Origin of the sequence: Ruminococcus sp. AF37-20, assembly GCF_003460465.1 — a bacterium.
Taxonomy (GTDB): domain Bacteria; phylum Bacillota; class Clostridia; order Oscillospirales; family Ruminococcaceae; genus Hominimerdicola; species Hominimerdicola aceti.
Genome location: NZ_QTVE01000003.1, coordinates 180,278 through 205,689, shown reverse-complemented (window position 1 = coordinate 205,689; position 25,412 = coordinate 180,278). Strand labels below are relative to the sequence as shown.

The 25,412-nt window shown below is 43.3% G+C and carries 25 protein-coding genes and 3 tRNA genes; 21 read left to right on the top strand and 7 right to left on the bottom strand.

Annotated elements, in window-relative coordinates; translation table 11 throughout:
• Window positions 1–103: 103 nt before the first annotated feature.
• The 7 genes from DW015_RS03270 to DW015_RS03245 all read right to left on the bottom strand — a co-directional run bounded on the left by DW015_RS03270 (window position 104) and on the right by DW015_RS03245 (window position 3,216).
• The gene (locus tag DW015_RS03270) at window positions 104–1,660 is read right to left on the bottom strand and encodes a hypothetical protein (RefSeq protein WP_117904167.1); all 1,557 of its coding nucleotides are present in this window, start codon (window positions 1,658–1,660) and stop codon (window positions 104–106) included.
• A 38-nt stretch (window positions 1,661–1,698) separates the two neighbouring features.
• Window positions 1,699–1,944: a hypothetical protein gene (locus tag DW015_RS03265; RefSeq protein ID WP_207659347.1), complete on the bottom strand. Its 246-nt coding sequence runs from the start codon at window positions 1,942–1,944 to the stop codon at window positions 1,699–1,701.
• Window positions 1,945–1,963: 19 nt separating this feature from the next.
• On the bottom strand, window positions 1,964–2,236 hold the full coding sequence (locus DW015_RS03260) for a hypothetical protein (protein WP_117781655.1): 273 nt from the start codon (window positions 2,234–2,236) through the stop codon (window positions 1,964–1,966).
• A gap of 392 nt (window positions 2,237–2,628) precedes the next feature.
• Window positions 2,629–2,754, bottom strand: coding sequence for a YgdI/YgdR family lipoprotein (locus DW015_RS13705; RefSeq protein ID WP_242989001.1), 126 nt, complete (start codon window positions 2,752–2,754; stop codon window positions 2,629–2,631).
• Window positions 2,755–2,859: 105 nt separating this feature from the next.
• Window positions 2,860–2,944 (bottom strand) — tRNA-Tyr (locus DW015_RS03255).
• 21 nt (window positions 2,945–2,965) lie between these two features.
• Window positions 2,966–3,041: transfer RNA gene (locus DW015_RS03250), tRNA-Thr, on the bottom strand.
• Window positions 3,042–3,139: 98 nt separating this feature from the next.
• A tRNA-Pro gene (locus DW015_RS03245) sits at window positions 3,140–3,216 on the bottom strand.
• Window positions 3,217–3,606: 390 nt separating this feature from the next.
• Between DW015_RS03245 and DW015_RS03240 the strand changes: the two genes are divergently transcribed.
• From DW015_RS03240 to DW015_RS03140, 21 genes are all read left to right on the top strand, one after another.
• Window positions 3,607–4,578 (top strand): hypothetical protein, encoded by a 972-nt coding sequence (locus DW015_RS03240; RefSeq protein WP_117904163.1) that lies wholly within the window; start codon window positions 3,607–3,609, stop codon window positions 4,576–4,578.
• Window positions 4,579–5,055: 477 nt separating this feature from the next.
• Window positions 5,056–5,925: a substrate-binding domain-containing protein gene (locus DW015_RS03230; RefSeq protein WP_117904238.1), complete on the top strand. Its 870-nt coding sequence runs from the start codon at window positions 5,056–5,058 to the stop codon at window positions 5,923–5,925.
• A gap of 206 nt (window positions 5,926–6,131) precedes the next feature.
• On the top strand, window positions 6,132–6,968 hold the full coding sequence (gene pstC / locus DW015_RS03225) for a phosphate ABC transporter permease subunit PstC (RefSeq protein ID WP_117904236.1): 837 nt from the start codon (window positions 6,132–6,134) through the stop codon (window positions 6,966–6,968).
• Between the two features lie 5 nt (window positions 6,969–6,973).
• Window positions 6,974–7,819, top strand: a complete 846-nt coding sequence (pstA, locus tag DW015_RS03220; RefSeq protein WP_117904159.1) for a phosphate ABC transporter permease PstA — start codon at window positions 6,974–6,976, stop codon at window positions 7,817–7,819.
• A gap of 3 nt (window positions 7,820–7,822) precedes the next feature.
• Window positions 7,823–8,578 (top strand): phosphate ABC transporter ATP-binding protein PstB, encoded by a 756-nt coding sequence (gene pstB / locus DW015_RS03215; protein ID WP_022287586.1) that lies wholly within the window; start codon window positions 7,823–7,825, stop codon window positions 8,576–8,578.
• Between the two features lie 36 nt (window positions 8,579–8,614).
• Window positions 8,615–9,274, top strand: a complete 660-nt coding sequence (gene phoU / locus DW015_RS03210) for a phosphate signaling complex protein PhoU (RefSeq protein WP_117897626.1) — start codon at window positions 8,615–8,617, stop codon at window positions 9,272–9,274.
• Window positions 9,275–9,433: 159 nt separating this feature from the next.
• Window positions 9,434–11,215: a Na/Pi cotransporter family protein gene (locus tag DW015_RS03205; protein WP_117904157.1), complete on the top strand. Its 1,782-nt coding sequence runs from the start codon at window positions 9,434–9,436 to the stop codon at window positions 11,213–11,215.
• Window positions 11,216–11,233: 18 nt separating this feature from the next.
• Window positions 11,234–11,911: a response regulator transcription factor gene (locus DW015_RS03200; protein ID WP_117904155.1), complete on the top strand. Its 678-nt coding sequence runs from the start codon at window positions 11,234–11,236 to the stop codon at window positions 11,909–11,911.
• 27 nt (window positions 11,912–11,938) lie between these two features.
• A complete protein-coding gene (locus tag DW015_RS03195) occupies window positions 11,939–13,669 on the top strand; it encodes an ATP-binding protein (RefSeq protein WP_117904153.1) in 1,731 nt (576 codons plus the stop codon).
• Window positions 13,670–13,967: 298 nt separating this feature from the next.
• Window positions 13,968–14,741, top strand: a complete 774-nt coding sequence (locus tag DW015_RS03190; RefSeq protein ID WP_022287580.1) for a DUF4261 domain-containing protein — start codon at window positions 13,968–13,970, stop codon at window positions 14,739–14,741.
• A 280-nt stretch (window positions 14,742–15,021) separates the two neighbouring features.
• Entirely contained in the window at window positions 15,022–16,443 is a 1,422-nt protein-coding gene (locus DW015_RS03185; protein ID WP_117904151.1) for an MBOAT family O-acyltransferase, read from the top strand.
• Window positions 16,444–16,457: 14 nt separating this feature from the next.
• On the top strand, window positions 16,458–18,716 hold the full coding sequence (locus DW015_RS03180) for a DHHW family protein (protein WP_117904149.1): 2,259 nt from the start codon (window positions 16,458–16,460) through the stop codon (window positions 18,714–18,716).
• Window positions 18,717–19,475: 759 nt separating this feature from the next.
• Window positions 19,476–19,781 carry a hypothetical protein gene (locus DW015_RS03175; protein ID WP_117904147.1) on the top strand — a complete coding sequence of 102 codons (306 nt, stop codon included), beginning with the start codon at window positions 19,476–19,478 and terminating at the stop codon, window positions 19,779–19,781.
• Between the two features lie 79 nt (window positions 19,782–19,860).
• Window positions 19,861–20,025 (top strand): hypothetical protein, encoded by a 165-nt coding sequence (locus DW015_RS13340; protein WP_181979739.1) that lies wholly within the window; start codon window positions 19,861–19,863, stop codon window positions 20,023–20,025.
• A gap of 35 nt (window positions 20,026–20,060) precedes the next feature.
• On the top strand, window positions 20,061–20,666 hold the full coding sequence (locus DW015_RS03170; protein ID WP_117904145.1) for an L-2-amino-thiazoline-4-carboxylic acid hydrolase: 606 nt from the start codon (window positions 20,061–20,063) through the stop codon (window positions 20,664–20,666).
• Between the two features lie 21 nt (window positions 20,667–20,687).
• A complete protein-coding gene (locus DW015_RS03165) occupies window positions 20,688–21,272 on the top strand; it encodes an L-2-amino-thiazoline-4-carboxylic acid hydrolase (protein WP_117897619.1) in 585 nt (194 codons plus the stop codon).
• Between the two features lie 20 nt (window positions 21,273–21,292).
• Window positions 21,293–21,730, top strand: coding sequence for a GNAT family N-acetyltransferase (locus tag DW015_RS03160; RefSeq protein ID WP_117904141.1), 438 nt, complete (start codon window positions 21,293–21,295; stop codon window positions 21,728–21,730).
• A 25-nt stretch (window positions 21,731–21,755) separates the two neighbouring features.
• On the top strand, window positions 21,756–23,555 hold the full coding sequence (locus DW015_RS03155; RefSeq protein WP_117904139.1) for an HAD-IIIC family phosphatase: 1,800 nt from the start codon (window positions 21,756–21,758) through the stop codon (window positions 23,553–23,555).
• Complete coding sequence (locus DW015_RS03150) at window positions 23,548–23,793, top strand: acyl carrier protein (protein WP_022288344.1); 246 nt, start codon at window positions 23,548–23,550, stop codon at window positions 23,791–23,793. Before DW015_RS03155 ends, DW015_RS03150 begins: the two co-directional genes overlap by 8 nt.
• Window positions 23,794–23,976: 183 nt before the next feature.
• Entirely contained in the window at window positions 23,977–24,540 is a 564-nt protein-coding gene (locus tag DW015_RS03145) for a hypothetical protein (RefSeq protein WP_022288345.1), read from the top strand.
• Between the two features lie 19 nt (window positions 24,541–24,559).
• Window positions 24,560–25,090 carry an inorganic diphosphatase gene (locus tag DW015_RS03140; RefSeq protein ID WP_038670519.1) on the top strand — a complete coding sequence of 177 codons (531 nt, stop codon included), beginning with the start codon at window positions 24,560–24,562 and terminating at the stop codon, window positions 25,088–25,090.
• Window positions 25,091–25,412 lie beyond the last annotated feature (322 nt).

Genomic DNA, 25,412 nt, shown 5'->3' with positions numbered 1-25,412 from the left:
AGACCATTCACGATCAGAGTACACATAATACTCTGTATCGTTAGGGTCCAATTGATTAGTAAGCATGTTGCCACAACGACATAAAAATCGCATATACTGCCTCCTATGTATTATATATTACTTTTCCTTCTATTGTCCAAAATTCAATTATGCCTGGAACTTTACCACCATATATTCCTGTTATGCGTTGATATACAATATTTACATCTGCTTCTGTGAGTTGTGCTGGACGTACATCATATATCATTGCATCAGCGCCCTGCTTGTCAAAGGCTTTTCTTATTTTTTTCAAAGGAGTATTCAAATTATGATTTTCAAGTGTCTTCAGCTCTGTTTTTAGACCATCTACTACAAAGTCAGGAGAACTCTGTGTACCTTCAGGTAACACTTCAATTGATCTGCCTTCCTCTAGCAATTCACTAACTACTTTTCTTTCGTTAGCATTTAATCTTTTGGTATCGCCTCTTAATATACCTGTTCTCTTTGCATTTACAACATTTTTTAGTGATCTTTCCTGTTCTAACGACAACTTATATTCAGGCGAATAATCCCATTCAGCCCAACCTTGCTGAATCAAATTGGAAACATTAAACAGCCATATTTGAGCAACCATTTTCATATCATTGCTCCATACATTCCAAGACAGTTCAATGAGTTGAGAGAAGCTAATATTATTTTTATACAATTCATACTCGGAGAACAGCATTGTGGAAGGGTTCCCATAATGTCCGCACAAAAATTGCATTATTTTATCTATAGGCTTTCCGTTTTTTGGATTTGACATTATACCTGCAGTAATCATCTCATTTTCGATTTTCTTAAGGTCTCGATCAACTAAATGTTTCCTGCAAATTTTAACACATTCTATGCCTTTGAGCGTACCTAACTGCTGTATCCAAGGATTTTCAAGTACATATCTTATTTCATAATCTTCTGCATTATTGAAAAAGTCATATATATTTCGTTCATCATTCGATAGAGGTTTGGTTGGATCAAAATCTTCCATATCGTCCAGCCCATCCCCATCAGTATCAGCTTTAGAGGGGTCAGAATTCACATGATGATAGTATTTGAACGTTGAAGGATTGTCCTGCTTGCCAGGTATTTCAACCTTCGTAAGCTCAACATCGACTTCTTCATTGTCATCAAGGCCGTCATCATCCGTGTCAGCTTTCATATAATCGGTATTAACAATTTTGCAATTTGAGCTTACAATAAGTCCGCTCATTTCTTCAATATCTGTAAAACCGTCACCATCAGTGTCTTTTTCTCCAGCGAAGGTCTTTGAACCTATTTCACTACAGCTTTGATTTATTTCAGCAGCGGTTTTAGCAGAGTATACCTTGCCGCCTGTCAGCTGTGCATAACCTATCAATGCAGCTGTATTAAAATCACCAATACAGAAAAAGTAAATAGGTATCTTGTTATTTATTGCAAACTTAAGAAATCTACTGTCAACTGATACACTGCTGTCAGTAATAAAAACAATTTGAGAGTTATAGCCCATGGCTTCATTGCTGAGTATAACTGCTGCCAAACCAATTCCATAACTAGCATTAGCAGTTCTGCTGTAATAAATCGGATCCCATTTCAACGCACTTTTGACACTCGTAAAATCGGTGTTCATTCCACCAGCATTCTGGTAGGTCAAAAAGCTCATAATATCTGAATCCGACATTGAGTCTACAATATTACTAACTATAAGTTCATTTCGATTTGCGTTATTAACATTATATATATTCGAACTTTTTGATAATACTCAATTGCATCTTCGTATCTGCTGAGTGACATACAAACATTTGCAGCACACTGATACGCATCTGCACAGTTCTCATCGAGTTTTATAGCTGATAAAGAAAGACTGAACGCCTCTTGTAATTGCCCATTATAAAAGGAAGTTTCCGCATTTGAAATTAATTCTGCAAGTTGATCTTTTTTGTCCATTGGCATCCAAATCATCCCCTTACGTAACATCGGTTTTTTTCAGTTCGTTTATTAGCTCTATATCATAATCATTTGGAGCATCACTGAATGCTTTTTCTGCTAAAGTGACAGCTTCTTTTGAAATCGTAACCTCATTAGCTAAAACGTTCTCCAAAAAATTTTCAAGAGCCACCCGTTTTTCTCCATATTTCGCCAGTTCTTCAGCATCTTCCACAAGAGCATTCACAAGAGAGTCGTCATGAAATTGCATAGAGATATTTTTGAAGAACATATCATATGCGTCTTTTACCATTTTAATCTCCTCTCATAATTAGCGATTAATAGGAAAGCCAGTTACTATCCCTTCACCGCCTGGTTCAACAATCACTCTAATATCTAAACTATAACACAAGATATGAAGTTTCGTCAATCCTTAATGAATTACGCAAAGAAATATGGAGTGAGCCGAGCGAGCAGAAAATACAATAAATCACGTTCATATATATATTTCTGGCTGAAACGCTGGGACGGAAGTGTGGAGTCCCTTGCAGTTAAATCACGCCGACCGCATCATCATCCCAATGAGCATACCAAGGAAGAAATAGATCTTATCAAAAGGTATCACAAACGGAACCCGACACTTGAGCTTCCCGAACTATGGCATCGTCTCAGGAAACAAGGGTATACACGCTGTCTTGAAAGTCTTTACAGGGTTATGAAAAAACTAGGAATGCTTCCGATAAAGTCCTCAGCATCATATTTAGACGAGCAGCCGGCAAGTGTAAGCGTGAAAATGACCGCCGCAAAAAGTATCAAAACGTGCTTTTTCATAAACTCTACCACCCTATGACATTCTGATCTTTTTCGATTATATCATACCATAGCCAAAACTGTCAAGATAAAACAAAAAAAGCCCGCAGAAGTCTGCGAGCTTTTTGGTGGGAGAAGGTGGATTCGAACCACCGAAGCTAGAAGCAACAGATTTACAGTCTGCCCCCTTTGGCCACTCGGGAATTCTCCCATATGAATGAAAACAAAATAATGGAGCTGGTGGACGGACTCGAACCCCCGACCTGCTGATTACAAATCAGCTGCTCTACCAACTGAGCTACACCAGCTTGTATTGCTTGATCTGTCGAACTGACGGTATCTATTATATCATATCTCCAAGCACTTGTCAAGCACTTTTTATTTTGTTTTCATTTTTTTTATAAAGTGGTCGAGGCGACAGGACTTGAACCTGCGGCATCTTGGTCCCAAACCAAGCACTCTACCAAACTGAGTTACGCCTCGTAGTTGACGTTGCACACGGTGGGGAAAAGTCTCCAGCCACGGAAAAGTTCCAAGCTTTGTGTGCCTTGAGCTTCATAGATGTTTCTGTGAAGCATTTGTCTGCGTCATCAGACAGCTTAATTATTATACTCCCCAATGCCCGTTTTGTCAATAGGTTTTTTATCACTTTGTATACTTGCACAATTACATCCTGCTTAAAAGCGATACAAATGTTATTCTTCAACAAATTATACCGTGATATCATACGAAAACATCAAAAATAATGTCCATAAAAGAGCCTTTTTTAAAAGAATGGTATAATTTGATGATATTTTGGTGAAACCTGTTGATTTTTAAAATGGTTTGTGTTATCATTATATTTAACAGATAATATTCGGGAGGAAAGTAAAAATGAAAACAAAGGAATGTCCTTTTTGCCACAAGGAAATATCCGAAGAAGCAATACTCTGTAAGTATTGCCATAACCTGCTTATAGACGAAAGCACTCCTGTTGCGCAAGACAGTAAGCAGGAGGAGCAGAATTTCACCTCTGCCGACGATGCCGACAGAACAAGAGTGTTCACAAAGCAGGAGGCACAGGAGTATGAAGAGAAAACAAGAGCCTTTACCGTGCCTAAACAGCCGGAAGAGCCTACAGAGTTTTTTTCCGCACCAATAGCTGATAGCCATGATAATAATGACGGCTATGAGAATTATCAGGATAATTATGATAATGGCGGTTATTCTGACGATGAAAACGATTATTCCGATGATGATACAGAGGATAACGATGACGCTTCCAGAAAGAAGCTCTTTGCAATTACTGCCACTATCACAGTGGGTATACTTGTGGTGGTCATTCTTGCTATAGTCGCAGGCTATAAGATCTTCGGCTTTGGCGGAACAAATAATAAGACCACTAATACCGCAAAGCCAAAAACAACTGTTTCCGCTGATGACGACAGTAAGGGAGGCGTGTTCGTCGATACCGAGAGCAGTGCAGTTTCTACCGACACAAATACCACTGCCTCACAGCCGGCTGACGAAAGCTCAACACCAGCCACCGAAACCTCTGCACCTGATACAGAAACAACGACAACTACCACAACAACTGCCTCAGATACAGAAACTACAACAACTACCACAACTACAGCAGACTCAAAGCCTGACGAAACTACAACAACTACATCAGCTGAGAGCGGAGATTCTGCAAAGGCTGTCGCCGCTATCACAGCTCAGATAGACGGCAAGGTGTCTTCATATGAATACAGAACTGAGGATGCAGGCTTCCTGTATTATTACTTCTTTACAGAAGACGGTCACGGCTACAGCGCCGCATATAATAAGGCAGACGGCTCAGTTGTTCTTGAACAGAACTACTGATTTTAAATAGAATATCACCGATTTTACAAAGTGCGTTTTCCTTGCGAGAACGCGCTTTTTTTGTATAAATATGGGCAACATTGCACAAGGATTGTGCGTAAGATGCGTAGTCAGATTTTTCGTTAGATTGTATAGAAACGACGCAGGAATACTTCCGTATTTCAAGGAGTTTCTGTGCAAGATAACGGAAAATCTGCAAGCAGATTGCGTACAAAGCCGCTAGGCGTGCCTTGTGCAATGTTGCCCAAAGGATTTTACATTGTGCATAGCAGTGTAAAGCCCGTTTTTGTGTGTAAATTCCTTTGCAAACATCTTACAATGACTTTACTTTACTTCGGTTACTGATTTTACAATGCTGATGTATCATAAGTATATCACCTGAATAGAAATAACATGAAGACCTGCACACAGGGTGCAGAGAGAAAAGGTGCAAATCAAAAAGCCCAAAGGGCAAGTATAAGAAAGAGGTTTTATATCATGAAAACAAGAACATCAAAACTGGCAGCGATCTTTACATCAGTTGCACTTGCAGCCACAATGCTCGCAAGCTGCGGAGGAAGCTCAGACAAGATCACAGTTATTTCCCGTGAAGACGGCTCAGGAACAAGAGGCGCATTCATAGAGCTGACTGGTATCGAAGAAAAAGATTCAAACGGCAACAAGACCGATAACACAAAGAAAGACGCCCTTATCTGTAAGTCAACAGACGTTGTACTTACTCAGGTGTCAGGAGATAAGAACGCTATCGGCTATATCTCATTCGGCTCACTGAACGATACAGTAAAGGCTCTTAAAGTAGAGGGCGTTGAGCCTTCAACAGCAACTATCGAAAGCGGTGATTATAAAATAGTAAGACCTTTCAATATCGCTGTTAAAGACGGACTTTCAGACGCCGCTCAGGACTTTGAGAACTATATCCTCAGCTCAGAGGGTCAGGATATCATCGAAAAGGCAGGCTACATAAAGATCGACAAGAGCGCAGCAGCTTACGCTTCAAACAACGCTTCCGGTAAGGTAGTAGTAAGCGGTTCATCATCAGTAACACCGGTTATGGAAAAGCTGGCAGAAGCATATCAGAAGGCAAACACAAACGTAACAGTAGACGTTCAGCAGTCAGACTCCTCAACAGGTATCAAGGACGCTATCAACGGCACATCTGATATCGGTATGGCTTCAAGAGATATCTCAGATGACGAGCTTTCACAGGGTATCAAGTCTGTAACTATCGCTCAGGACGCTATCGCAGTTATCGTAAATAAGGATAACGCAGTTGACGATATCTCAATGGACGAGATAAAGGCTATCTATACAGGCTCAAAGACAACATGGTCTGACGAAAGCAAATAAGCTATCAAGTTAATTCTCCATAAAGATTTGCACAAGACAAAACTTTGGGCGGCACAGCAAATTGTCGCCCCCTTTGTCTGAGCAAAAAAACAAGTGAAAATTTTTCAGAGGTGATAATTACGTTGACGGAAAACACAGCGGTGGCAGCGAATACAGCCGCTCAGAAGCCAACAGCAAAACAAAGTTCCCACCTGCTTGAGAAAGCAATGAAAGCATTGTTTTTCCTTTGCGCCTGCGTTTCAGTTGCGGCGGTAATAGTAATATGTATCTTCATGTTCGCTAAAGGCTGTCCTGCGATCGCCGAAATAGGCGTGGGAAACTTCCTCTTCGGCACAGACTGGAGCCCTAGAAACGTCCCTGCTTCATATGGTATCTTCCCTATGATAGTCGGCTCTCTCTACTGCACCGCAGGAGCAATAATTATCGGTGTGCCGATTGGACTTTTAACGGCTGTCTATATGGCAAAGTTCTGTCCTAAAAAGCTTTTCAAGTGGCTCATGCCTCCTATAAATCTTCTTGCAGGCATACCGTCCATTGTATACGGCTTTTTTGGCATGGTAGTTGTAGTTCCTATCATAAGAAACCTTTTCGGCGGAACAGGAAACAGCGTGCTTACAGTTTCCATTATCCTCGGTATCATGATACTTCCTACTATCGTGGGCATGAGCGTGAGCGCACTTAAAGCAGTTCCTGACAGTTACTACGAGGGCGCAGTCGCCCTTGGCGCAACACACGAAAGAGCAGTTGCAACAGTCGTTTTCCCTGCCGCAAAGTCAGGCATACTGGCAAGCGTTATCCTCGCAGTGGGCAGAGCAATAGGCGAAACAATGGCAGTCATCATGATAGCAGGAAACTCCACTATCATTCCCCACTCCCTTCTCGACAGCGTCCGTACCCTCACAGGCAATATCGTAATCGAAATGAGCTATGCTGAGGGACTTCACTATGACGCCCTTATCGGAACAGGCGTTGTGCTGTTCGTGTTCATTCTTCTTCTGAACCTTTGCTTTAACCTTGTCACAAACAGAAAGGATAAAGGGTGATAAAAATGTCAGACAGAATGAAAACCTATAAAACACACCCCATGTCATTGGTGTTTAATATCCTAACCAAAATAGCGGTCGTGCTTACCATAAGCGTGTTCGTTCTTATCGTGGGCTATGTGGTGATAAAGGGCGTTCCTTATCTGAAACCGTCCCTTTTCGCTAAGACCTATACCACCGAGAACGTGTCAATGCTCCCCGCTATCGTGAACACCTTTGAAATGCTTCTGGTGTCCCTGGCAATAGCCGCACCTCTGGGCATATTCTGCGCAATATATCTCGTTGAGTATGCAAAGAAAGGCAATAAATTCGTCAGAGTCATAAGACTTACTACAGAAACACTCTCAGGTATCCCATCCATCGTGTACGGACTTTTCGGAAATATGTTCTTTGTGCTTGCACTTAATTGGAAGCTCTCAATGCTCTCAGGAGCTTGCACATTGGCGATAATGGTGCTTCCACTGATAATCCGTTCTACTGAGGAAGCGCTGAAATCTGTAGACGACAGCTTTCGTGAGGGCAGCTACGGACTTGGCGCAGGAAAGCTCAGAACTATCTTCGTTATCGTTCTGCCTCCTGCCATAAGCGGTATCCTCTCAGGCGTTATCCTTGCAATGGGAAGAATTTTCGGCGAAACAGCCGCCCTTATCTATACCGCAGGAACTATCGCCAAGTATGCAGGTCTTACCGACTCAGGACGTACCCTTTCTATCCATATGTATTCACTTTCAAACGAGGGACTTTATATGAACGAAGCAAGCGCTACAGCAGTTGTTCTGCTGGCAGTAGTCCTGCTTCTTAACGGACTTGCGTCCCTTGTTGCCGGAAAGCTTTCCAAAGGAGGAAACTGATAAATGACACAGCCAAAACTGCAGGTGAAAAACTGCGATCTCTTTTACGGAGATTTTCAGGCTCTCAAAAACATAAACTTGTCCATAGCCGAAAAGGAAATAACCGCATTCATAGGCCCGTCTGGCTGCGGAAAATCCACTCTTCTTAAATCCCTCAACCGTATGAACGATCTCGTGGAGGGCTGTAAGATAACAGGGGATTTTACCCTTGACGGGGAGAATATCTATAAAGATATGGAAATAACCGAGCTTAGAAAGCGTGTGGGAATGGTTTTCCAGAAACCAAACCTCTTCCCGATGTCCATATATGATAATATCGCATACGGCCCAAGAACTCACGGCATAAAGAAAAAAGCCGACCTTGACGAGATAGTCGAAACAACTCTCCGTCAGGCTTCCGTGTGGGACGAAACAAAGGATAGACTTAAAAAGTCAGCCCTGGGTATGTCAGGCGGTCAGCAGCAGCGTATCTGTATCGCAAGAGCCCTCGCCGTAAAGCCGGAGGTGCTTCTTATGGACGAGCCTACATCAGCCCTTGACCCTATCTCCACTATCAAAATAGAGGAGCTTGCCACAGAGCTTAAAAAGAATTACACTATCGTTATCGTCACCCATAATATGCAGCAGGCGACCCGTATATCCGATAAAACAGCCTTTTTCCTACATGGCGAGATAGTCGAGTTCGACGAAACTCAGCGTATCTTCTCCAATCCTAAGGAACAGAAAACTCTCGAGTATATCACAGGACGTTTTGGATAAACGCTTTGGAAATATAGGTGAAAGGAAGAAATATCTATGCGTGCGAATTTTGACAATAAGCTCAGCGAGCTTAACAAAAAGCTGCTTTCTATGGCAGCAATGACAGAGCAGATAATCGCAATGTCAATAAAATCTCTTGAAGAGCAGGATACAAAGCTTGCCCGTGAAACGGTGGAGTTTGACGCCAAGATAAACGAGGCGGAGCGTGAGGTAGAGAGGATCTGTCTTAACCTGCTCTTGCAGCAGCAGCCTGTTTTTGCCGAGGATCTCAGACGTGTGTCCGCTGCACTTAAAATGATAACCGATATCGAGCGTGTTGGCGATCAGTCAGCAGATATTGCAGATCTGAATATCCGGCTTATAAAGAAAAAGCAGAAATGGGATCTTAGCGACATCAGTGAAATGGCAAGAGCCGCCACACAAATGGTGAACGACGCTATCGACGCCTATGTGAACGACGACGAGAACCTCGCCCGAAAGGTCATAAGCTCTGACGATAAAATAGACGAGCTTTTTGTAAAGACCAAGGATAAGATAATCGACGAGATAGCAGCCGATAAAGCAAACGGTGAAAAAGCTATAGATACCCTCATGGTGGCAAAATACTTCGAGCGTATCGGTGACCATGCGGTAAATATCGCAGAATGGGTGGTATTCTCCGTAACAGGCGTCCATAAAACAGAAAGGATCATGTAAAATATCATTATAAAAGGCGGAAATACCGCCTTTTTGCTCTTCTTGTACGATTTTACTCAGATTTTACTCAGCCTGATTTGTTATTTTACAATTATGTTGTATAATGTTCATTGTAAACATTGTAACAATAGTGTAAAATTATTATCAGGGAGTGTCAGTATGACGATTTTTAATGTTCTGACCCTTATAGGCGGTCTTGCAATGTTCCTTTACGGAATGAATGTAATGGGTAACGGGCTGGAAAAACTCGCAGGAGGAAAGCTTGAAAAAATATTTGAAAGGCTCACCTCAAACCCTATCAAGGCAATGTTGCTTGGACTTTCTGTAACAGCGGTCATTCAGTCCTCCTCAGCCACCACAGTAATGCTGGTGGGCTTTGTAAACGCAGGCATCATGAAGCTCCATTCCGCCATAGGCGTTATAATGGGCGCAAATATCGGTACTACCGTAACAGCGTGGATATTGTCTTTGTCAGGACTTAACGGCGACAGCTTTCTTATTAAAATGCTCAAGCCGTCCTCGTTCTCGCCTATCCTTGCGATAATAGGCGTTGCAATGCTGACGTTCTCCAAAAACGATAAGAAAAAGGATATCGCATCTATACTCGTAGGCTTTGCAGTGCTCATGTTCGGCATGGACTCAATGAGCGGTGCAGTCGCACCTCTTAAAGACGTTCCTGAGTTCGCAGAAGTGCTTCTCTGGTTCAAAAACCCTATTCTGGGCGTTCTTGCAGGCGCACTTCTTACCGCTGTCATTCAGTCCTCATCTGCTTCCGTTGGTATCCTTCAGGCTCTCTCAGCCACAGGTGCGATAACCTTCGGCTCAGCGCTTCCTATAATTTTAGGACAGAATATAGGTACTTGCGTAACAGCTCTGCTTTCATCAATAGGCACAAGCAAAAACGCAAAGCGTGTGGCAGTCGTACATCTCTATTTTAATATAATAGGAACAGTGCTTTTCCTGACAGTTTTCTATCTGCTCAACGCCTTTATCGGCTTCTCGTTCGTTGACGGAGTTGTGGGAGCAAAGGAGATAGCTATTGTGCATACTATATTCAACCTGTCAACATCTATCGTGCTTCTGCCATTTATCAAAGTCCTTGAAAAGCTTGCCTACCTCACTGTCAAAGACAAAGAGGGGGAGGGAAATAAGGACAATATCGAAGAGCAGTTCAAGCTTCTTGACGAAAGATTTCTCCAGTCACCGTCTTTTGCAGTTGAAAAGTGCAGAGAGCTTACAAACCGCATGGGCGAGATAGCAAAAGAAAGCATAGACATGGCAATGAGCATCTGCGTCGATAAGTACGATAAGGAAAAGGCAGAGCAGATAGCCGCAAATGAAGCAGCCGTCGACCTCTATGAGGATAGACTCGGCACATATCTTGTAAAGCTTTCGAGCCGAGATCTTTCTGCAAAGGATTCTCAGTCAGTTTCTACTATACTTCATGTTATAGGCGACTTTGAGCGTATCTCCGACCACGCCATGAATATGGTGTCCGTTGCCGAGGAAAAACAGCAGAAGGATCTGAATTTCACATCACAGGCAACAGCCGAAGTAAAAGTCATGTGCAGTGCCGTGAGAGATGTTTTGGATATCGCCATGGAAGCCTTTGAAAAGCACGATCTGGAGCTTGCCACAAGAGTTGAACCGCTTGAGGAAGTGGTGGATAAGATAAGAACAAAGCTTAAAAACCGCCATGTAAAAAGGCTTCAGACAGGCGAGTGTACCATAGAAATGGGCTTTGTGTTCTCCGACCTGCTCACAAATTTGGAAAGAGTTTCAGACCATTGCTCAAATATAGCGGTCTGTCTTATACAGGAAAACGACGAAAGCTTTGACGTCCACGAGTATGTTCAGATGCTTAAAAATTCAGGCGAGGGCTTTGACGGACAGGTCAAACGCTACAGCGAGAAATACGCTCTGCCTGCTAAAGAGTTTTAACGAAAAGGGGTAAGATCTATGGCACTTATATATTGTGTAGAAGACGATGACGGAATAAGAGAGCTTATATCCTGCGCACTTAAATCGGGCGGATATGAGGTGAAAGCATTTCCAAAAGCAAAACCGTTTTATGAAGAGATAAGAAACAAAGAGCCTTCGCTGGTGCTTCTTGATATAATGCTTCCTGACGAGGACGGCTATTCCATACTTTCAAAGCTCAAAAAAGACAGCCGCACTCAGGACGTTCCTGTTATAATGCTCACCGCAAAATCAAGCGAGCTTGATAAGGTGTCAGGGCTTGAAATGGGCGCAGACGACTATATAACAAAGCCGTTCGGCGTAATGGAACTGCTTTCAAGAATAAAAGCCGTTTTAAGACGTGCAGGCAAGCAGAATGCCGAAGCTGACGTAATAGAAGAACAGGGTGTATCCCTTGACGCTTCAAGACGTATCTGTACATATAACGGTCAGGAGGTCGTTTTGACATATAAGGAGTTTGAGCTTTTGATGTATCTCATGCGCCATAAGTCCATAGCCGTGAGCCGTGATAAGCTTATGGAAATGGTCTGGGGCTATGAGTTTGCAGGGGAAACAAGAACTGTTGATATGCACATCAAGACCCTTAGACAAAAGCTTGAAGCCGCAGGCTGTACGGATCTTATCAAAACAGTCCGTGGCATAGGCTACAAAATATAAAAATTCTCAGATAAGGAGGAACAGCATATGCAGAAAAAACTCTATAAAGTCATGACGATACTTGTTTCATGTACAGTGCTGTTTTTCCTTTTAGTAGCAGGCTCTCTTGGATATTCTACCTATCAGCGTTTCACTAAAAATGAGCTTAAATCCGCTGCAAAGCTCGTTGCCGCAGGAAACAATAAACCCTCAGAAATGGCTGATATTTTGGAAAGATCGGTAGAATATGATGTCCGTGTCACCTTCATCGACGCACAGGGCAATGTAAAATATGACTCTGAAGCAGATCCCGCCAAAATGGAAAACCACTCCGACCGTGAAGAGTTCAAAGAGGCCATGGCAAATGGCGAGGGCGAATCCACAAGATTTTCCAAAACTCTTGGATATACTACATATTATTATGCCATAAAGTATAACGGCGGCGTGCTGAGATTTTCTACAGATAAGGAAAACCTTGCAGGGGTGTTCCTTGCCTTTATACCAATGCTTGTGGTGTTCGCAGGAGGAATAATCTTTATCACCACCATAATCTCCATAAAGCTTTCAGAAAGCATGATAAAGCCGATAAATTCCCTTGTAAAACAGCTTGATCTGAGAAACGAGAATATCGGTCAGTTTGAAACGCCTTATGAAGAACTTGAACCTATCATAAAAAATGCAGACGTTCTTATGGGACGAATACATAAGAACATGAATAAAATAAAGGCAGAGAGAGAAAAAATATCACTTATCACTGAAAATATGGTTGAGGGCATGATACTTCTTGACGAGGACATGACAGTGCTTTCGGTAAATAAGAGCGCCTTGAAAATTCTCGGCAACAGCTTTGACCCTGCGGAGCATACCAAGATAGACCATATGACAAACGATCAGCAGATAATAGGTCTGCTTGAAGAAGCCAAGGAAAGCGGTGCAGCAAACGGTATCATCACAGAAAAAAGCCGTTTTTACCGTACCTTTGCAAATAAGGTCTACAGCGAAAATACCCTTGATTTTGGTATCATAATCTTCTTTGTTGACGTAACAGAGGAGATACAAAGCGAGCAGATACGCCGTGACTTCTCAGCCAACGTATCTCACGAGCTTAAAACTCCGCTTACCACCATAAAAGGCTTTGGCGAGCTTCTTGAAAACGGCATTTTCACCAAGGAAGAGGACGTGAAGAAATACGGCGGTATGATATATCGTGAAAGTGAAAGACTTTTGTATCTTATAAACGATATTATCAGGCTTTCCCAGATAGAGGAGCAGGAACACGTTTTAAACGATAAGATAGACCTGCTGAAAACCGCCCATGACGTAGAGGAGATACTCCGTCACAAGGCAGATAACAGAGAGGTCACAATGACCGTCGAGGGCGAACCTGTTCGGATATACGGCAATCAGAGCTACATCACAGAACTGTTTTTAAATCTCATGGACAACGCCATAAAGTACAATCGTGAGGGCGGAAGTCTTAAAGTAACGGTCGGCGCAGAGGACGGCAAAGCCGTGGCAGTGTTCAGCGACACAGGCATAGGTATATCCGACGAACATCAAAGCCGAATCTTTGAACGTTTTTACCGAGTTGATAAAAGCCGTTCAAAGCAGACAGGCGGCACAGGCTTAGGGCTTTCTATAGTAAAGCACATAGTCGCATATCACAGCGGTGAGATACAGCTTGAAAGCGAACTGGAAAAAGGCACGACCATAACAGTGAAGCTGCCTTTCAACGAGCCTGAAACACAGCAGGCTGAGGAAACAGCGGTAACAGAATAATAACCACGCCGTTCTGACGAGAAGTCGGAACGGCGTTTTTGTGCAGGTACATGGTATACAAATTATAAAGGGGAAGGGCGATAAAGAAAGGACAAAAAAACAAGCGGGCGACCAAAGGTCGCACCAGTATGTCGCAAAAGTGTTAAATCAACGGGCGAACGCTGTTTACCCCTACAAAAAAATCATCGCCGCAGGCGATACCATAATTCCTCATTCCTCATTTACCTCCCCCTGTTGCATTTTCTCCCTAAGTGTGCTATAATGACCTCAACAGACTTTATCTTATGGAGGTAACAAAATGTCAGAAGAAAACAAAAACGTTCAGGAAACCAAGGACGATAAAAAGGAAGGCAACGTCCTTGCAGGCTTCGTTCTCTACACAGACGCTAACATGGATTGGCTCAGATTTAAAAAGTTTCTGAAAGACGATTGGAACATCGTTCCGCAGGACGATGTAAAAGACAACGCTATGGTATTCAAGGTTGGCGATATGGTGGTCGCTTGCTCACTTATGCCTAATCCGGTTCCTAACAAGGAAGCTGAAAATGCGGCAAAGTATAACATTCTCTGGAAAGAGGGTGCAAACGAGGTCGCTAAGCATCAGGCGCACGTTATGCTCGCTGTAATGAATAAAACAAGCGCTGTTGAGCAGGCTATCCTCTTTGCAAAGGTGGCAAGCTCTCTGCTCAAGCTCGATAACGCTATCGGTATCTATAAAGACCCGACAGTTTATGAGAAGAATTTCTATGTGAACTTTGCTGAAACTATCAAAGACGGCGAGTATCCGATGCCTATTCTTATCTACACGGGTATGTATCTTGCTAAAACAGGTCTTTGCGCTTTCACATCAGGCATGAGATTTTTTGGATATGAGGAAATGGAGATAGTTGACTCTCCAAAACAGCCTAACGACCTGCTTGGATTTTTGCTTTCTATCTCCGAGTATGTGCTTTCTGAGGGCGTTGAGCTTAAAGACGGCGAAACTATCGGCTTCTCTGAGGAGCAAAAGCTCCCTATCACACTGTCAGACGGCGTGAGCGTTCCGGGTAAGACCCTGAAAATAAAGTATTGATAAATACTATCAATGTTATTGTAGGGGAGCGGTGCAATTTCTGCTTTGCAGAAATACGACGTCCCGTTTGTGGTTATTCATTCAATTTGTAAAGAATAAATTTTCATATTATTAGCCGTACAAATTGTGCGGCTTTTTTTGTGCATAACCGAAAAACTTTCCGCAGACCTCTGTTTTAATTGACTTTTAGTGTGTTCAGTGATATACTTAAATGTGTATCGCCTTTTGTCGGAATGAGCCGACTTTGGCAGTTTTATCAATTTTTGTTAGGAGTTTTGTTGTGGTATTTGCGGATCTTTTTTTCTTGTATTTCTTCCTGCCTGTGTGCCTGATATGCTATTTTATCACACGCAGTACAGCCATAAGAAATGCAGTGCTGGTGGTGTTTTCACTTATCTTTTACGCATGGGGCGAGCCTGTCTGGGTGAGTATCCTCATAGTTTCCTCCCTTGTGGACTACATAAATGGTCGGGTGATAGAAAAACACCCCGAAGGCTGGCAGGCAAAAGCGGCGCTTGCATGGTCGCTTGTCTTTAACCTTGGGGTGCTGTTCGGTTTCAAGTATACGGCGTTCTTTGTGGAAAATCTCAACAATTGGTTCGGTCTAGGCATACCGGTGCCTAATATCGTTTTGCCTATCGGTATCTCTTTCTATACGTTCCAGACTATTTCCTATACCGTCGATTGCTATTGGGGCAAGGTCAAGCCGCAGAAAAAATTCGGCAGATTTCTTTTGTATGTATCCATGTTCCCACAACTCGTTGCAGGACCTATCGTAAGATACTCCGTTATCGGCGAAGAGATAAACGAAAGAAAGACCACCGCCAAGGATATTTCCGACGGCTTTTCAAGAATAATCCTCGGACTTGGCAAAAAGGTCATAATCGCAAATAATCTCAGCACAGTTGTAACCGCCCTTTTCGGCTCTGCTTCAAACGGCTATGAAAATATAAAGACACTCTCTGTGACAGGCACATGGCTTGGCGCAATTCTTGTGGGCCTGTGGTATTATTTTGACTTCTCAGGCTATTCAGATATCGCTATCGGTCTTGGCAGGATATTCGGCTTCCACTTTGATGAGAACTTTAAATATCCTTTTATCTGCAAAACTATCTCAGAGTTCTGGCAGAGGTGGCATATCTCCCTTAGCTCATTTTTCAGAGATTATGTGCTTTATCTCCCTATCTTCGGCAAAAGAAGAAAATACGGCGGACTTTTCCTTGTATGGTTCTGCACAGGACTTTGGCACGGTGCAAGCTGGAACTTTGTTTTCTGGGGACTTTACTATGGAATGTTCATATTCTTTGAAATGCTCATAGGCAAAAAGCGCATGAAGAAAATGCCTGTACCCCTTGCACATATCTATACAAAGCTTGTTATTTTCATAGGCTTCGGAATATTCTATTTTGAGAACCTCGGCTCGCTGGGTATGTTCTTCAAGGCACTTGTTGGAGCAAATGGAAACAAGCTGACCGACACAGTTACACAGCACCTTTTCATGAACAATATCTGGCTTTTTGCAGTGGCAGTGCTTTTCACAATGCCTGTTATACCAAAGATCAAAGAAAAGGCGCTTTCTGCAAAGGGTACGGCTTGTCTTATGCAGTCAGCAGGTATCCTGTGCAATGCGGCGATACTTGTTCTCTCAAGCGTTCTGCTTGTGAACACAACAAACAATCCGTTCTTGTATTTCAGATTTTAGGCAGGTGAAAGAGTATGGCAAATAATAAAGATTTTGAAAAGGACTTCAAACTGCCTGATACAAAGGCTCTTTCAGAAGCCTATACAGAGTATCTTGACAGCGTTACTTTCGGTGGAAAGCCTATAGGCGGGGAAAAGAAAAAGCCTGAAGCTGTCAGCACGGCAAAGGTTGACGAAATAGAAAAAAGCTCCACTGTCCATGACGAGATAGTGGAAAAGATAGTCAGAAAAAACAAGGCTCTCAGCCACAGCATTTGGACGGACGAGCCTGTTTTGAAGCCAAAGAAAAGCGTATGGCTAAATACTGATGATGATAATGAAGAAGCATTGAAAAAAGTTGAGAAAAAAGCCGGAAAGGTTGAAAATTCTCAGCCTGTTAAAAAAACTCAGGAGAAAAATGCTGAGGAAAAGGCTTCTGATAATGAAGTTATTATCCCATTTTCCAAAGAGAAAAATCATATAAACGGCACTAAAAAAGAGATCTCTGTGGCAGTTTCAGCAGACGGAACTGTGAAAAAACTGCCGAATAAAAAGAATTTCGTGCTGAAGATACCTGACAGCTATTATAGGGAATATGACGCAGCGGCACAGGATAAAGGCCCTGTTATCGCAGGAAAAAGGGTCGAGATAATCGACAAGAGAAGCCCTGAGAAAAAGCCTGAGAATGCTCAGAAGCCCAGCAGGGTAGAGACGACAATAAATGTCAGAGTGCCTGTTCAAAAAGAGGAGGAGCCTGTCAGAAAAGCTGAAAAAAAGGTTGAGCCTAAATCTGAGCCGAAACCTGATCCTGTGGAAAAAGAAGAAAGCGACGCTAAGGCAGAGGAAGCTTACAGAAAAGGCATCGAAAAGGCAAAAAAACGCCGTGAGGAACGTGAAAAGGCTAAGAAAAACAATATCTATGAGAAGGAATTTAATGTTATAAATTCTGTTGTTTGCCTGCTTATTGTTTTCGGCGTGTTTGCGGCACTGCTTGTGATGAAGCGTGAAAGCGGTTTTATACAGTCAGAAAACAGAAACCTTGCGACTTTTCCGAAGTCTTCGCTGTCATCATATTTTGACGGTGACTTCACAAGCGGAATAACCGAATATTTTACCGACACTGTTCCAAACAGAGAAAAGCTTAAATCTTTCTGCTCTGATTTCACGAATATGCTTGGAATAAAGCTCAATGATACTGTTATATCGGGCGATTTCAAAACGGTGAAAAAAGAAGAGCTGGATCAGGATAAGATCGCAAAAACAACAACGGTAACGGCTTTTACAGGCTCGAGGACCACCACCACTGCGGATACAAAGACCACCGACACAAGCACAACTACGAAAAAATCAACGGAAAGCGAAAAGGTAGTTGATGTGCCTGACAATCTTGACGACGGTCAGTGGGAGGGCGACGTTATCGTATCAGGCAAGGGCAAAAATGTTCGTGCAATGGGTGCTTACTACGGCACTTTCGAGAACGGCGACAAGTATGCGAACACCATAAACAAGTGGAAAGCCGACCTTGGTGACAGCGTGAACGTATACAATATGTCTATCCCGACTTCGGCGGCTTATTATATGCCGAACAATCTCAAGGACGCTGTTTCAGATCAGAAAGACAATATCGACAATATTGCCGCAGGTCTTAACGGAATAATCAACACCGATGTTTATGACGCTCTGGCTGAGCATACAAAGGAATATATCTACTCAAGAACGGATCATCACTGGCAACCTTTGGGAGCATATTATGCGGCGCAGGTTTTTGCCGATCAGTCGGGAATAGATTTTCCGGACCTTGATACCTACGATAAATGGGAGATAGACGGCTTTGTGGGAACGATGTATGCTTACAGCAATTACAACAGCGAGCTTCAGAAATATCCTGACAAGTTCATTTACTATAAGCCTGACAATAATGATGACCTGACGGTAAAGTACTATGATACGGAGTTTAAAAACCCTGTGGAATCTACGCTGTTTTTTGACTATGCAGAGGGCGTGAACTGCTATTCTGCGATACTCAACGTGGATCAGGAGATAGCTGAGATAGACACGGGCGTGGACAATGGCAGAGTGCTTGTGGTGTTCAAAGACAGCTTTGGAAATGCTCTGATACCATTTTTCACCCATGGCTTCTCAAAAATCTATGTTTGTGATTTCAGATATTTTGATATAAACGCTATTGATTTTTGTAAAGAAGTGGGTTGCACAGACCTGCTGTTTGCAATATCGTTGACGAGCTGTTCAACGCCTAGTAAGGTGGATTGTTTGAATAATATTCGGATACAGTAGAGTTAAGTGAGGAATGGATTAAGTGAGGAGTGAGGAATGAGGAATGAGGAATGAGTAATGAGGAATGAGCATAGCAGACCAAAGTAAATTGCAAGCATAAAGTAAAATAAAGCACCGAGCGAAGCGATTTTGCGGCAAGATAAACTATCCCGAATATATGTAGGGGCGACCTTGGGTCGCCCGTGTTCAGAATTTGCGTAATTTCAGCATTGTAGGGGGACAAAGGCTGTCGAGGGGTCGGGACGTCGGGGGCGCCGTCCCCTACAAGCGTGATAGGATAGTTTTTTTTGTTCTGTCCTGCAATGGTTGTAATCGTGGACTTGTTTCTTCGACGGGCGAACGCTGTTAGCCCCTACAGGTGTGTAGCCGTAATTTTGTCCGATATATATATTCAATTTTCAAGTTACGTTCGGGGTGCGACATTGGGTATTATGCCCTTGGTTGCGTATACACAAAAAAATATCAAATGCACACCCACGCTTTGACACAAGTACTCTACAGCCTGTTCCAGAAACTCACCTCGGTTTCACTAAGTCGCAGGGCTTGTACGTGCCCGCAAGTATCAAAACGCTTTCTACTTATCCCGAAAAGCACCACTTTTGTTGCATAAAAAATGCAACAATTGCAGAAATGTTGCCAAATTAAAATATAAATCATTTGTTTGCACAAATTTGTGGGGCGAATCTTGTGCAGGGTGATGATAAAATGTGAGTTATCAGAAAATAAAAAATAGATGCTTTTGGCATAGGGGGTATGCTTATGAAGAAATTTTGGGCTATAGCGGCTCATGTTATCAGTGGCCTGGGAAATGACCTTTTGGGCTGGGTGATAGTCATTAGCTTTGAGCTGACAGGCAGTGAGGGGAAGTTTCAGGACGATGTTTTTCATTGGATAATTTTTGCTTGTGGTTTGATACATATTGCGGTGTGCGTGCTGTACAGTTTGTTGGTTTGGAAAAAGGGGACGGCGAATGGTCACGCTCGGTCGGGGAAAATTTTGGCGGTGTATGATATAATTATGGCACTGGTGCCCTATTTGTACTGGTTTGCGGTGTGCGTGCTGTAGGTTTGGGTAAGGTGAAGCTAACGGACGAGGTTTGCCGTATGGCTTTGGATAATATGTGATAGGCTGGAGGTTGAGCGTTATGAAAAAATTTAGGACGGTGGCGGCTGTTGTTATCATGTTTTTTGCGGCTATGGCTGGCTATTTTGTCGGGGCGGCATTGCAGGAGGAAATGGGCGGTGCGATACTGTTTGCGGTGATAACCGGGTTTGCTTGCGTTATTTACAATATGGATAATCGGGAATAGAGTTGGCGTTGTTTAACGGATAGAAAGGTGAAAATATGGAAAATACGTTTAGTGTGAAGATGATATTTCACTTTTATCACAGTGTGGTAAAGGCGGAGCTTAAAAGGAGAGGCTTTTCTAAAGAGGTGGCTAAGAAGATAGAGGAAGAGCATGGGAAGATAGTTGCGAGGGCTAAGGATATTGGTAAGTCAAAGCTTTTGAGTTCGTACATTATGGCGAGCTATTACATTGCCATGAACAGGAGCACAGGGAAGTCTGCGCAGGAGAATTTTGAGATATTCCGTGACGGGCTTTGTGCTTCAAAGCTTTTTCACAAGGTCATGGGTGATGTGGACAGTTATCTTGACCCTAAGAAGATGCCTGGACGTTTGAAATGGTCGGAAGACAGCCACAAGAGATTATATGAGAACGATTGGGTGGTGGACATACTGCCGGGCAATGGTGAATATGACCTTGGGTATGATTATCACGAATGTGGGGCGTGCAAGCTTTGTAAGGACGAGGGGTGTCCTGAGCTAGCGGCTTACATATGCAGAATGGATTTTGTGCTGGCGGACATGATGAACATGAAACTCGTTAGGACGGGGACTATTGCTGAGGGTGCATCATACTGCGATTTTAGGTACAGCAGGAAGAAGTGACAGCAGAAAGGTGCGGTGAAAGTGAAAATAAAACAGCAAAAGCAGATAAAGGCGTTTTTGGCAGAGAGTTTCGGCAATGACAGGGGCGGAAAGCTGTTTGAGATGCAGGACAAGGCTCTTGGGGAAATCATCGGGAACACAAAGGGCAAGACGGAAAATCAGATGAAAACGCTTATACAGACCATTTTGCCGAGGATAGCCCTTTACAAGAGTTTCATTGCGGCGGGGCTTTCTGATGATGATGTATACAAGTATATGCGCAAATATATGCTGGAGATAGTGGCGGCGAAGAAACATTCTTCCACGGTGAAAATGGAGATAGTGCCTGGGTTTTATGCGATATACAGCAGGGTATTTTTGAAGATAATGCGCACCACTGATCTTCAGGAGAGCGTTCAGGAGCATGGTAAGGATTATTTCAACGTCACCATAACAAAGTGCCTTTGGCACACGGCTTGTGTTGAAAACGGCTGTGAGGAGCTTTGCAGGCTGTTTTGTGATGTTGATGATGTTACATACGGCGGACTTAAAAAGATAGGGTTTACCAGGACTAAGACGCTGGGGTACGGCGGTGACTGCTGTGATTTTCATATGTTTAGGAAGTAGTGGGCGCTTGGTGAATTATCATGCAGATAAGAAAGCTTCAAAAATCGGACATTGACAGGGTGGCTGATATATGGCTAAACGCCAATCTGAATGCACATTACTTTATTTCCTCTCAATACTGGAATGATAATTTTGAGCCAGTAAAAGATATGCTGCCGCAGGCGGAAGTTTATGTATACGAATGTAATGGAAAAATACAAGGCTTTATCGGGATAAATGGTGGATATATCGAGGGCATTTTTGTTTCAGAAGAAGTGCGGTCGCAGGGGATAGGAAAACTGTTGCTGAACTATGCAAAAGACAGAAAAGCTAAACTGTCTTTAAACGTTTATCAGAAAAATACTCGGGCGATACGTTTTTACGAGAGAGAGGGCTTTGATATAAAATGCGAGGGTCTGGACGAAGCTACCGGTGAAAAAGACTATGAAATGATATGGGAACGAGAATCGGATCTATAGGTCATATATAAAAAGCGAGGGCAATATGAAAGAGTTGGAGTATCCATTTGACAATGGGTTTATAATGAAAAAGAAAAGGTCGCTGAAAAGGCAGCTTTTGGGCGACGGAACGGTGCGGCTGAAAAAGAGGGTGGCTGTGCTGGGCGGCTCGACTACGGACGATATTGTGTCGGTATTGGAGCTGTTTTTGCTTGACATGGGCTTTGAATGTGAGTTCTATCGATCGGAATACGGACAGTTCTGGCAGGACGCTGTGTTCTCAAACGAGGAGCTTGACCGCTTTAAACCTGATATCGTTTATATACACACGAGCCTTAGAAACCTCAGCTTTTCACCTACCCCCAGGTCGGGTGAAGAGGAGATAGAGCAGGGGTTGAACGCTGAGCTTGACAGGCTTTCTCAGGCTTGGGACGGAGTGAAAGAGCATTTCGGCTGTCCTGTGATACAGAACAATTTTGAGCTTCCGTTTTTCCGCCTTATGGGAAACATGGACGCTTCCGACAGGCGTGGAAAGGTGAACTTCGTCACGAGGCTCAATTCGGCTTTGTATGACAGGATAGCCCAGAGGCCGGAGGTTTATCTCAATGATATAAACTGGCTATCAGCGGCATATGGGCTTGAAAAGTGGAGCGAGCCGAAGTATTGGTATCTCTACAAATATGCCCTCAATATCGAGGCTATACCTGAGCTGGCTTTTCAGGTGGCGAATATTATAAAGGCTATCTTTGGCAAGAACAAAAAGGCGCTGGCTCTTGACCTTGACAACACTCTTTGGGGCGGCATCGTTGGTGACGACGGTGTGGAAAATCTCGAGATAGGCAAGGAAACGGCTGAGGCAATGGCTTATTTTGAGTTTCAGCAGTATGTTAAGGCGCACAAGGACTTGGGCGTGCTGTTGACAGTATGCTCCAAAAACGAGGAGGAGAACGCTTTGGCTGGGCTTTGCCACCCTGAGGGCGTGCTAAGGCCTGATGATTTTGTGGCGATAAAAGCCAACTGGCTGCCAAAGGACAAAAATATCGTTGACACGGCAGAGGAGCTTAACATTCTTTCTGAGGCGTTTGTTTTTGTGGACGATAACCCTGCGGAGAGGGAGATAGTCAGGGGACAGCTTGCAGGTACGGCTGTGCCTGAGATAGGGGAAGTCACGGACTACATAAGAGTGCTTGACCGTTCGGGATATTTTGAAACTGTTACGCTGTCGGAGGACGATCTCAAACGCAATGATATGTACAGGGCGAACGCTCAGCGTGCAAAGGCGCAGAGCAGGTTTGCGGATTATCATGATTATCTTTTGAGTCTTGAAATGACGGCAGAGATAGGGGATTTTTCGCCTTTGTATCTGCAAAGGATAACTCAGCTCACCAACAAGAGCAATCAGTTCAATCTCACCACAAAGAGATACACTGCGGAGCAAATGGAGGCGGTCTATAACTCTGATGAATACATAAGGCTGTATGGAAAGCTTTATGACAAATTCGGTGACAACGGCGTTGTGGCTGTGACTATCGGAAAGACAGACAGCGAGGACAAGGGCAGGCTTGATATCGAGCTTTGGCTGATGTCATGCCGTGTGCTGAAAAGGGATATGGAGCTTGCTATGCTGGATAGTCTTGTGGCACAGGCGAAAAAGCGTGGCATAAGGGAGATATACGGGCATTATTACCCTACGGCGAAAAATAAAATGGTGGCAGGGCTTTATGAAAGCTTCGGCTTTGAGAAGATATCTCAGGACGAAGAGGGCAACACGGCTTGGCGGCTAATGGTTGAGGGGTATGAGGATAAAAATACTGTTATAAAGGTGAAGGAGGAGCATTATGCTTAGCAAGGACGAGATAATTGAAAGACTTGATGATGTTTTCAGAGATGTTTTTGATGACGATACTTTGGAGGTGGACGAGAACACCACGGCTGATGATATCGAGGATTGGGACTCTATCGAGCATATCACTCTTATCGGTGCGGTGGAGGACGAGTTCAAGATGAGGTTCAAAATGGGCGAAGTTTCGGGTATGAAAGATGTGGGCGAGATGATCGGCATTATTGAGCAGAGAGGCAAGTAACAGGCTGTTTGCGAAATATGCGTGAGAACGCTGTTCTTTTTCTGAATTTTGTGATCTCTAGCGGCGGTATGGCTGAAAGGCTGTACTGCCGTAAACTTTTAATGTAAATTCATAGGTTATACTTGAAATATCTGCGAAAATGGTTTATACTATTAGTAATAAAACTATTTTACGGAGGATATTATGGAAGATAATTTTACCCTCTGTCAGGGCGTATCTGTGGGCGGAGCGGAAAAACTGCGGTCTTGTTGCCACATTCAGGGGGATAATATAAGGGGTGTGCTGAGTTGTGACATCATGGCGAAGGTCGCCTGCGGTGTGATAGAGAAACTCGCTGAGCCTATATTCTTCTTTCTGGAGCTTCCTGACAGCGAGAGAGATGGATACAAGACCTATTATCTTGATAACTGCACGAAAGAGGTCGCCCTTGCCATAATGAAGCGTTACGGCACTGTGCTTGTAAATGACGGAGTATCGAGATTTGGATTTGGCTCGCACAAGAATGACGAGGAGATATATTTCACAGACTATCAGGAATTTCAGATATACTCACGCAATCCAAAGAAGCTTGAGAAGCTTTTTGACAGGCTTGGGATAGACGTTGTGGGCGAAGATGAAGTTGTAACACTGTGGGACTTGATAAACGAGGACAACGCCGGTTGTATCTCATGCGTTGAGGCGGACGGCGAAACGGTTTTTGACATACCTGAAAATCTAAAGTCTGAGGGTATGTACGAGGCTGAATGAAAATACAGGAGGAATGTACATGAACATCTGGCACGATATTTCACCAAAGGTGATAACAAAGGAAAAATTCACGGCGGTAATAGAGATACCAAAAGGCTCAAAGGTAAAATACGAGCTTGACAAGACCACGGGTCTTCTGAGAATGGACAGGATACTTTACACATCGACCCACTATCCTGCAAACTATGGTTTTATCCCTAGGACGTATGCAGAGGACGGCGACCCGTTGGATGTACTGGTGCTTTGCTCGGAAACGCTTGCACCTTTGTCTTTGGTTGACTGTTATCCTATAGGCGTTATCTCCATGCTTGACAATGGTGCGGCTGACGAGAAGATAATCTGCATTCCGCTCAATGATCCTACATACAACATATATAAGGACATTTCAGAGCTGCCTAAGCACATTTTTGATGAGATGTGTCATTTCTTCTCGGTATACAAGGCACTTGAACACAAGGACACTGTGGTCGATGATGTTAAGGATCGTGAACACGCTACTGAGATCGTGGCACAGTGTATCGACAGATACATTGAGAATTTTTGCAAGTAAATAACTGAGGCTTGGCGGACGCACCGGGGTGCGTCCGCTTTTTTACTGCATATTGTATTTCTACCCTTGCAGTTGCCATTTTTGCCACTTTATTTTGCGGCTTTGTGCAATTTTACTATTATTTTTGGCTGTTTTAACGTTAAAAACCCTCTCTCATGCTCCATTCCTCTTCAAACTTTATTTTCTTTATCTAAGCAATGAAAATTTACAAAATCGGAAAGTGTAATAATTAAATTAGAAAACAAATTTCCTTGTTACCGAATTTTAACCTTTTTTCGACACTATATTCTACCGTTCATCACCCTTCTTGCTTTTTCTGTCA

Excerpts from the sequence above, each read along its gene's own strand:
- DW015_RS03230 (WP_117904238.1), top strand. The coding sequence starts at position 5,056 with ATGAAAACAAGAACATCAAAACTGGCAGCGATCTTTACATCAGTTGCA.
- DW015_RS03180 (WP_117904149.1), top strand. The coding sequence starts at position 16,458 with ATGGCAAATAATAAAGATTTTGAAAAGGACTTCAAACTGCCTGATACA.
- DW015_RS13340 (WP_181979739.1), top strand. The coding sequence starts at position 19,861 with ATGAAAAAATTTAGGACGGTGGCGGCTGTTGTTATCATGTTTTTTGCG.
- DW015_RS03195 (WP_117904153.1), top strand. The coding sequence starts at position 11,939 with ATGCAGAAAAAACTCTATAAAGTCATGACGATACTTGTTTCATGTACA.
- DW015_RS03190 (WP_022287580.1), top strand. The coding sequence starts at position 13,968 with ATGTCAGAAGAAAACAAAAACGTTCAGGAAACCAAGGACGATAAAAAG.
- DW015_RS03240 (WP_117904163.1), top strand. The coding sequence starts at position 3,607 with ATGAAAACAAAGGAATGTCCTTTTTGCCACAAGGAAATATCCGAAGAA.
- DW015_RS13705 (WP_242989001.1), bottom strand. The coding sequence starts at position 2,754 with ATGAAAAAGCACGTTTTGATACTTTTTGCGGCGGTCATTTTCACGCTT.
- DW015_RS03145 (WP_022288345.1), top strand. The coding sequence starts at position 23,977 with ATGGAAGATAATTTTACCCTCTGTCAGGGCGTATCTGTGGGCGGAGCG.
- DW015_RS03175 (WP_117904147.1), top strand. The coding sequence starts at position 19,476 with ATGAAGAAATTTTGGGCTATAGCGGCTCATGTTATCAGTGGCCTGGGA.
- DW015_RS03155 (WP_117904139.1), top strand. The coding sequence starts at position 21,756 with ATGAAAGAGTTGGAGTATCCATTTGACAATGGGTTTATAATGAAAAAG.
- DW015_RS03260 (WP_117781655.1), bottom strand. The coding sequence starts at position 2,236 with ATGGTAAAAGACGCATATGATATGTTCTTCAAAAATATCTCTATGCAA.
- DW015_RS03140 (WP_038670519.1), top strand. The coding sequence starts at position 24,560 with ATGAACATCTGGCACGATATTTCACCAAAGGTGATAACAAAGGAAAAA.
- DW015_RS03200 (WP_117904155.1), top strand. The coding sequence starts at position 11,234 with ATGGCACTTATATATTGTGTAGAAGACGATGACGGAATAAGAGAGCTT.
- pstA (WP_117904159.1), top strand. The coding sequence starts at position 6,974 with ATGTCAGACAGAATGAAAACCTATAAAACACACCCCATGTCATTGGTG.
- DW015_RS03150 (WP_022288344.1), top strand. The coding sequence starts at position 23,548 with ATGCTTAGCAAGGACGAGATAATTGAAAGACTTGATGATGTTTTCAGA.
- phoU (WP_117897626.1), top strand. The coding sequence starts at position 8,615 with ATGCGTGCGAATTTTGACAATAAGCTCAGCGAGCTTAACAAAAAGCTG.
- DW015_RS03170 (WP_117904145.1), top strand. The coding sequence starts at position 20,061 with ATGGAAAATACGTTTAGTGTGAAGATGATATTTCACTTTTATCACAGT.
- DW015_RS03265 (WP_207659347.1), bottom strand. The coding sequence starts at position 1,944 with ATGGACAAAAAAGATCAACTTGCAGAATTAATTTCAAATGCGGAAACT.
- pstC (WP_117904236.1), top strand. The coding sequence starts at position 6,132 with ATGAAAGCATTGTTTTTCCTTTGCGCCTGCGTTTCAGTTGCGGCGGTA.
- pstB (WP_022287586.1), top strand. The coding sequence starts at position 7,823 with ATGACACAGCCAAAACTGCAGGTGAAAAACTGCGATCTCTTTTACGGA.
- DW015_RS03160 (WP_117904141.1), top strand. The coding sequence starts at position 21,293 with ATGCAGATAAGAAAGCTTCAAAAATCGGACATTGACAGGGTGGCTGAT.
- DW015_RS03270 (WP_117904167.1), bottom strand. The coding sequence starts at position 1,660 with ATGAGCTTTTTGACCTACCAGAATGCTGGTGGAATGAACACCGATTTT.
- DW015_RS03205 (WP_117904157.1), top strand. The coding sequence starts at position 9,434 with ATGACGATTTTTAATGTTCTGACCCTTATAGGCGGTCTTGCAATGTTC.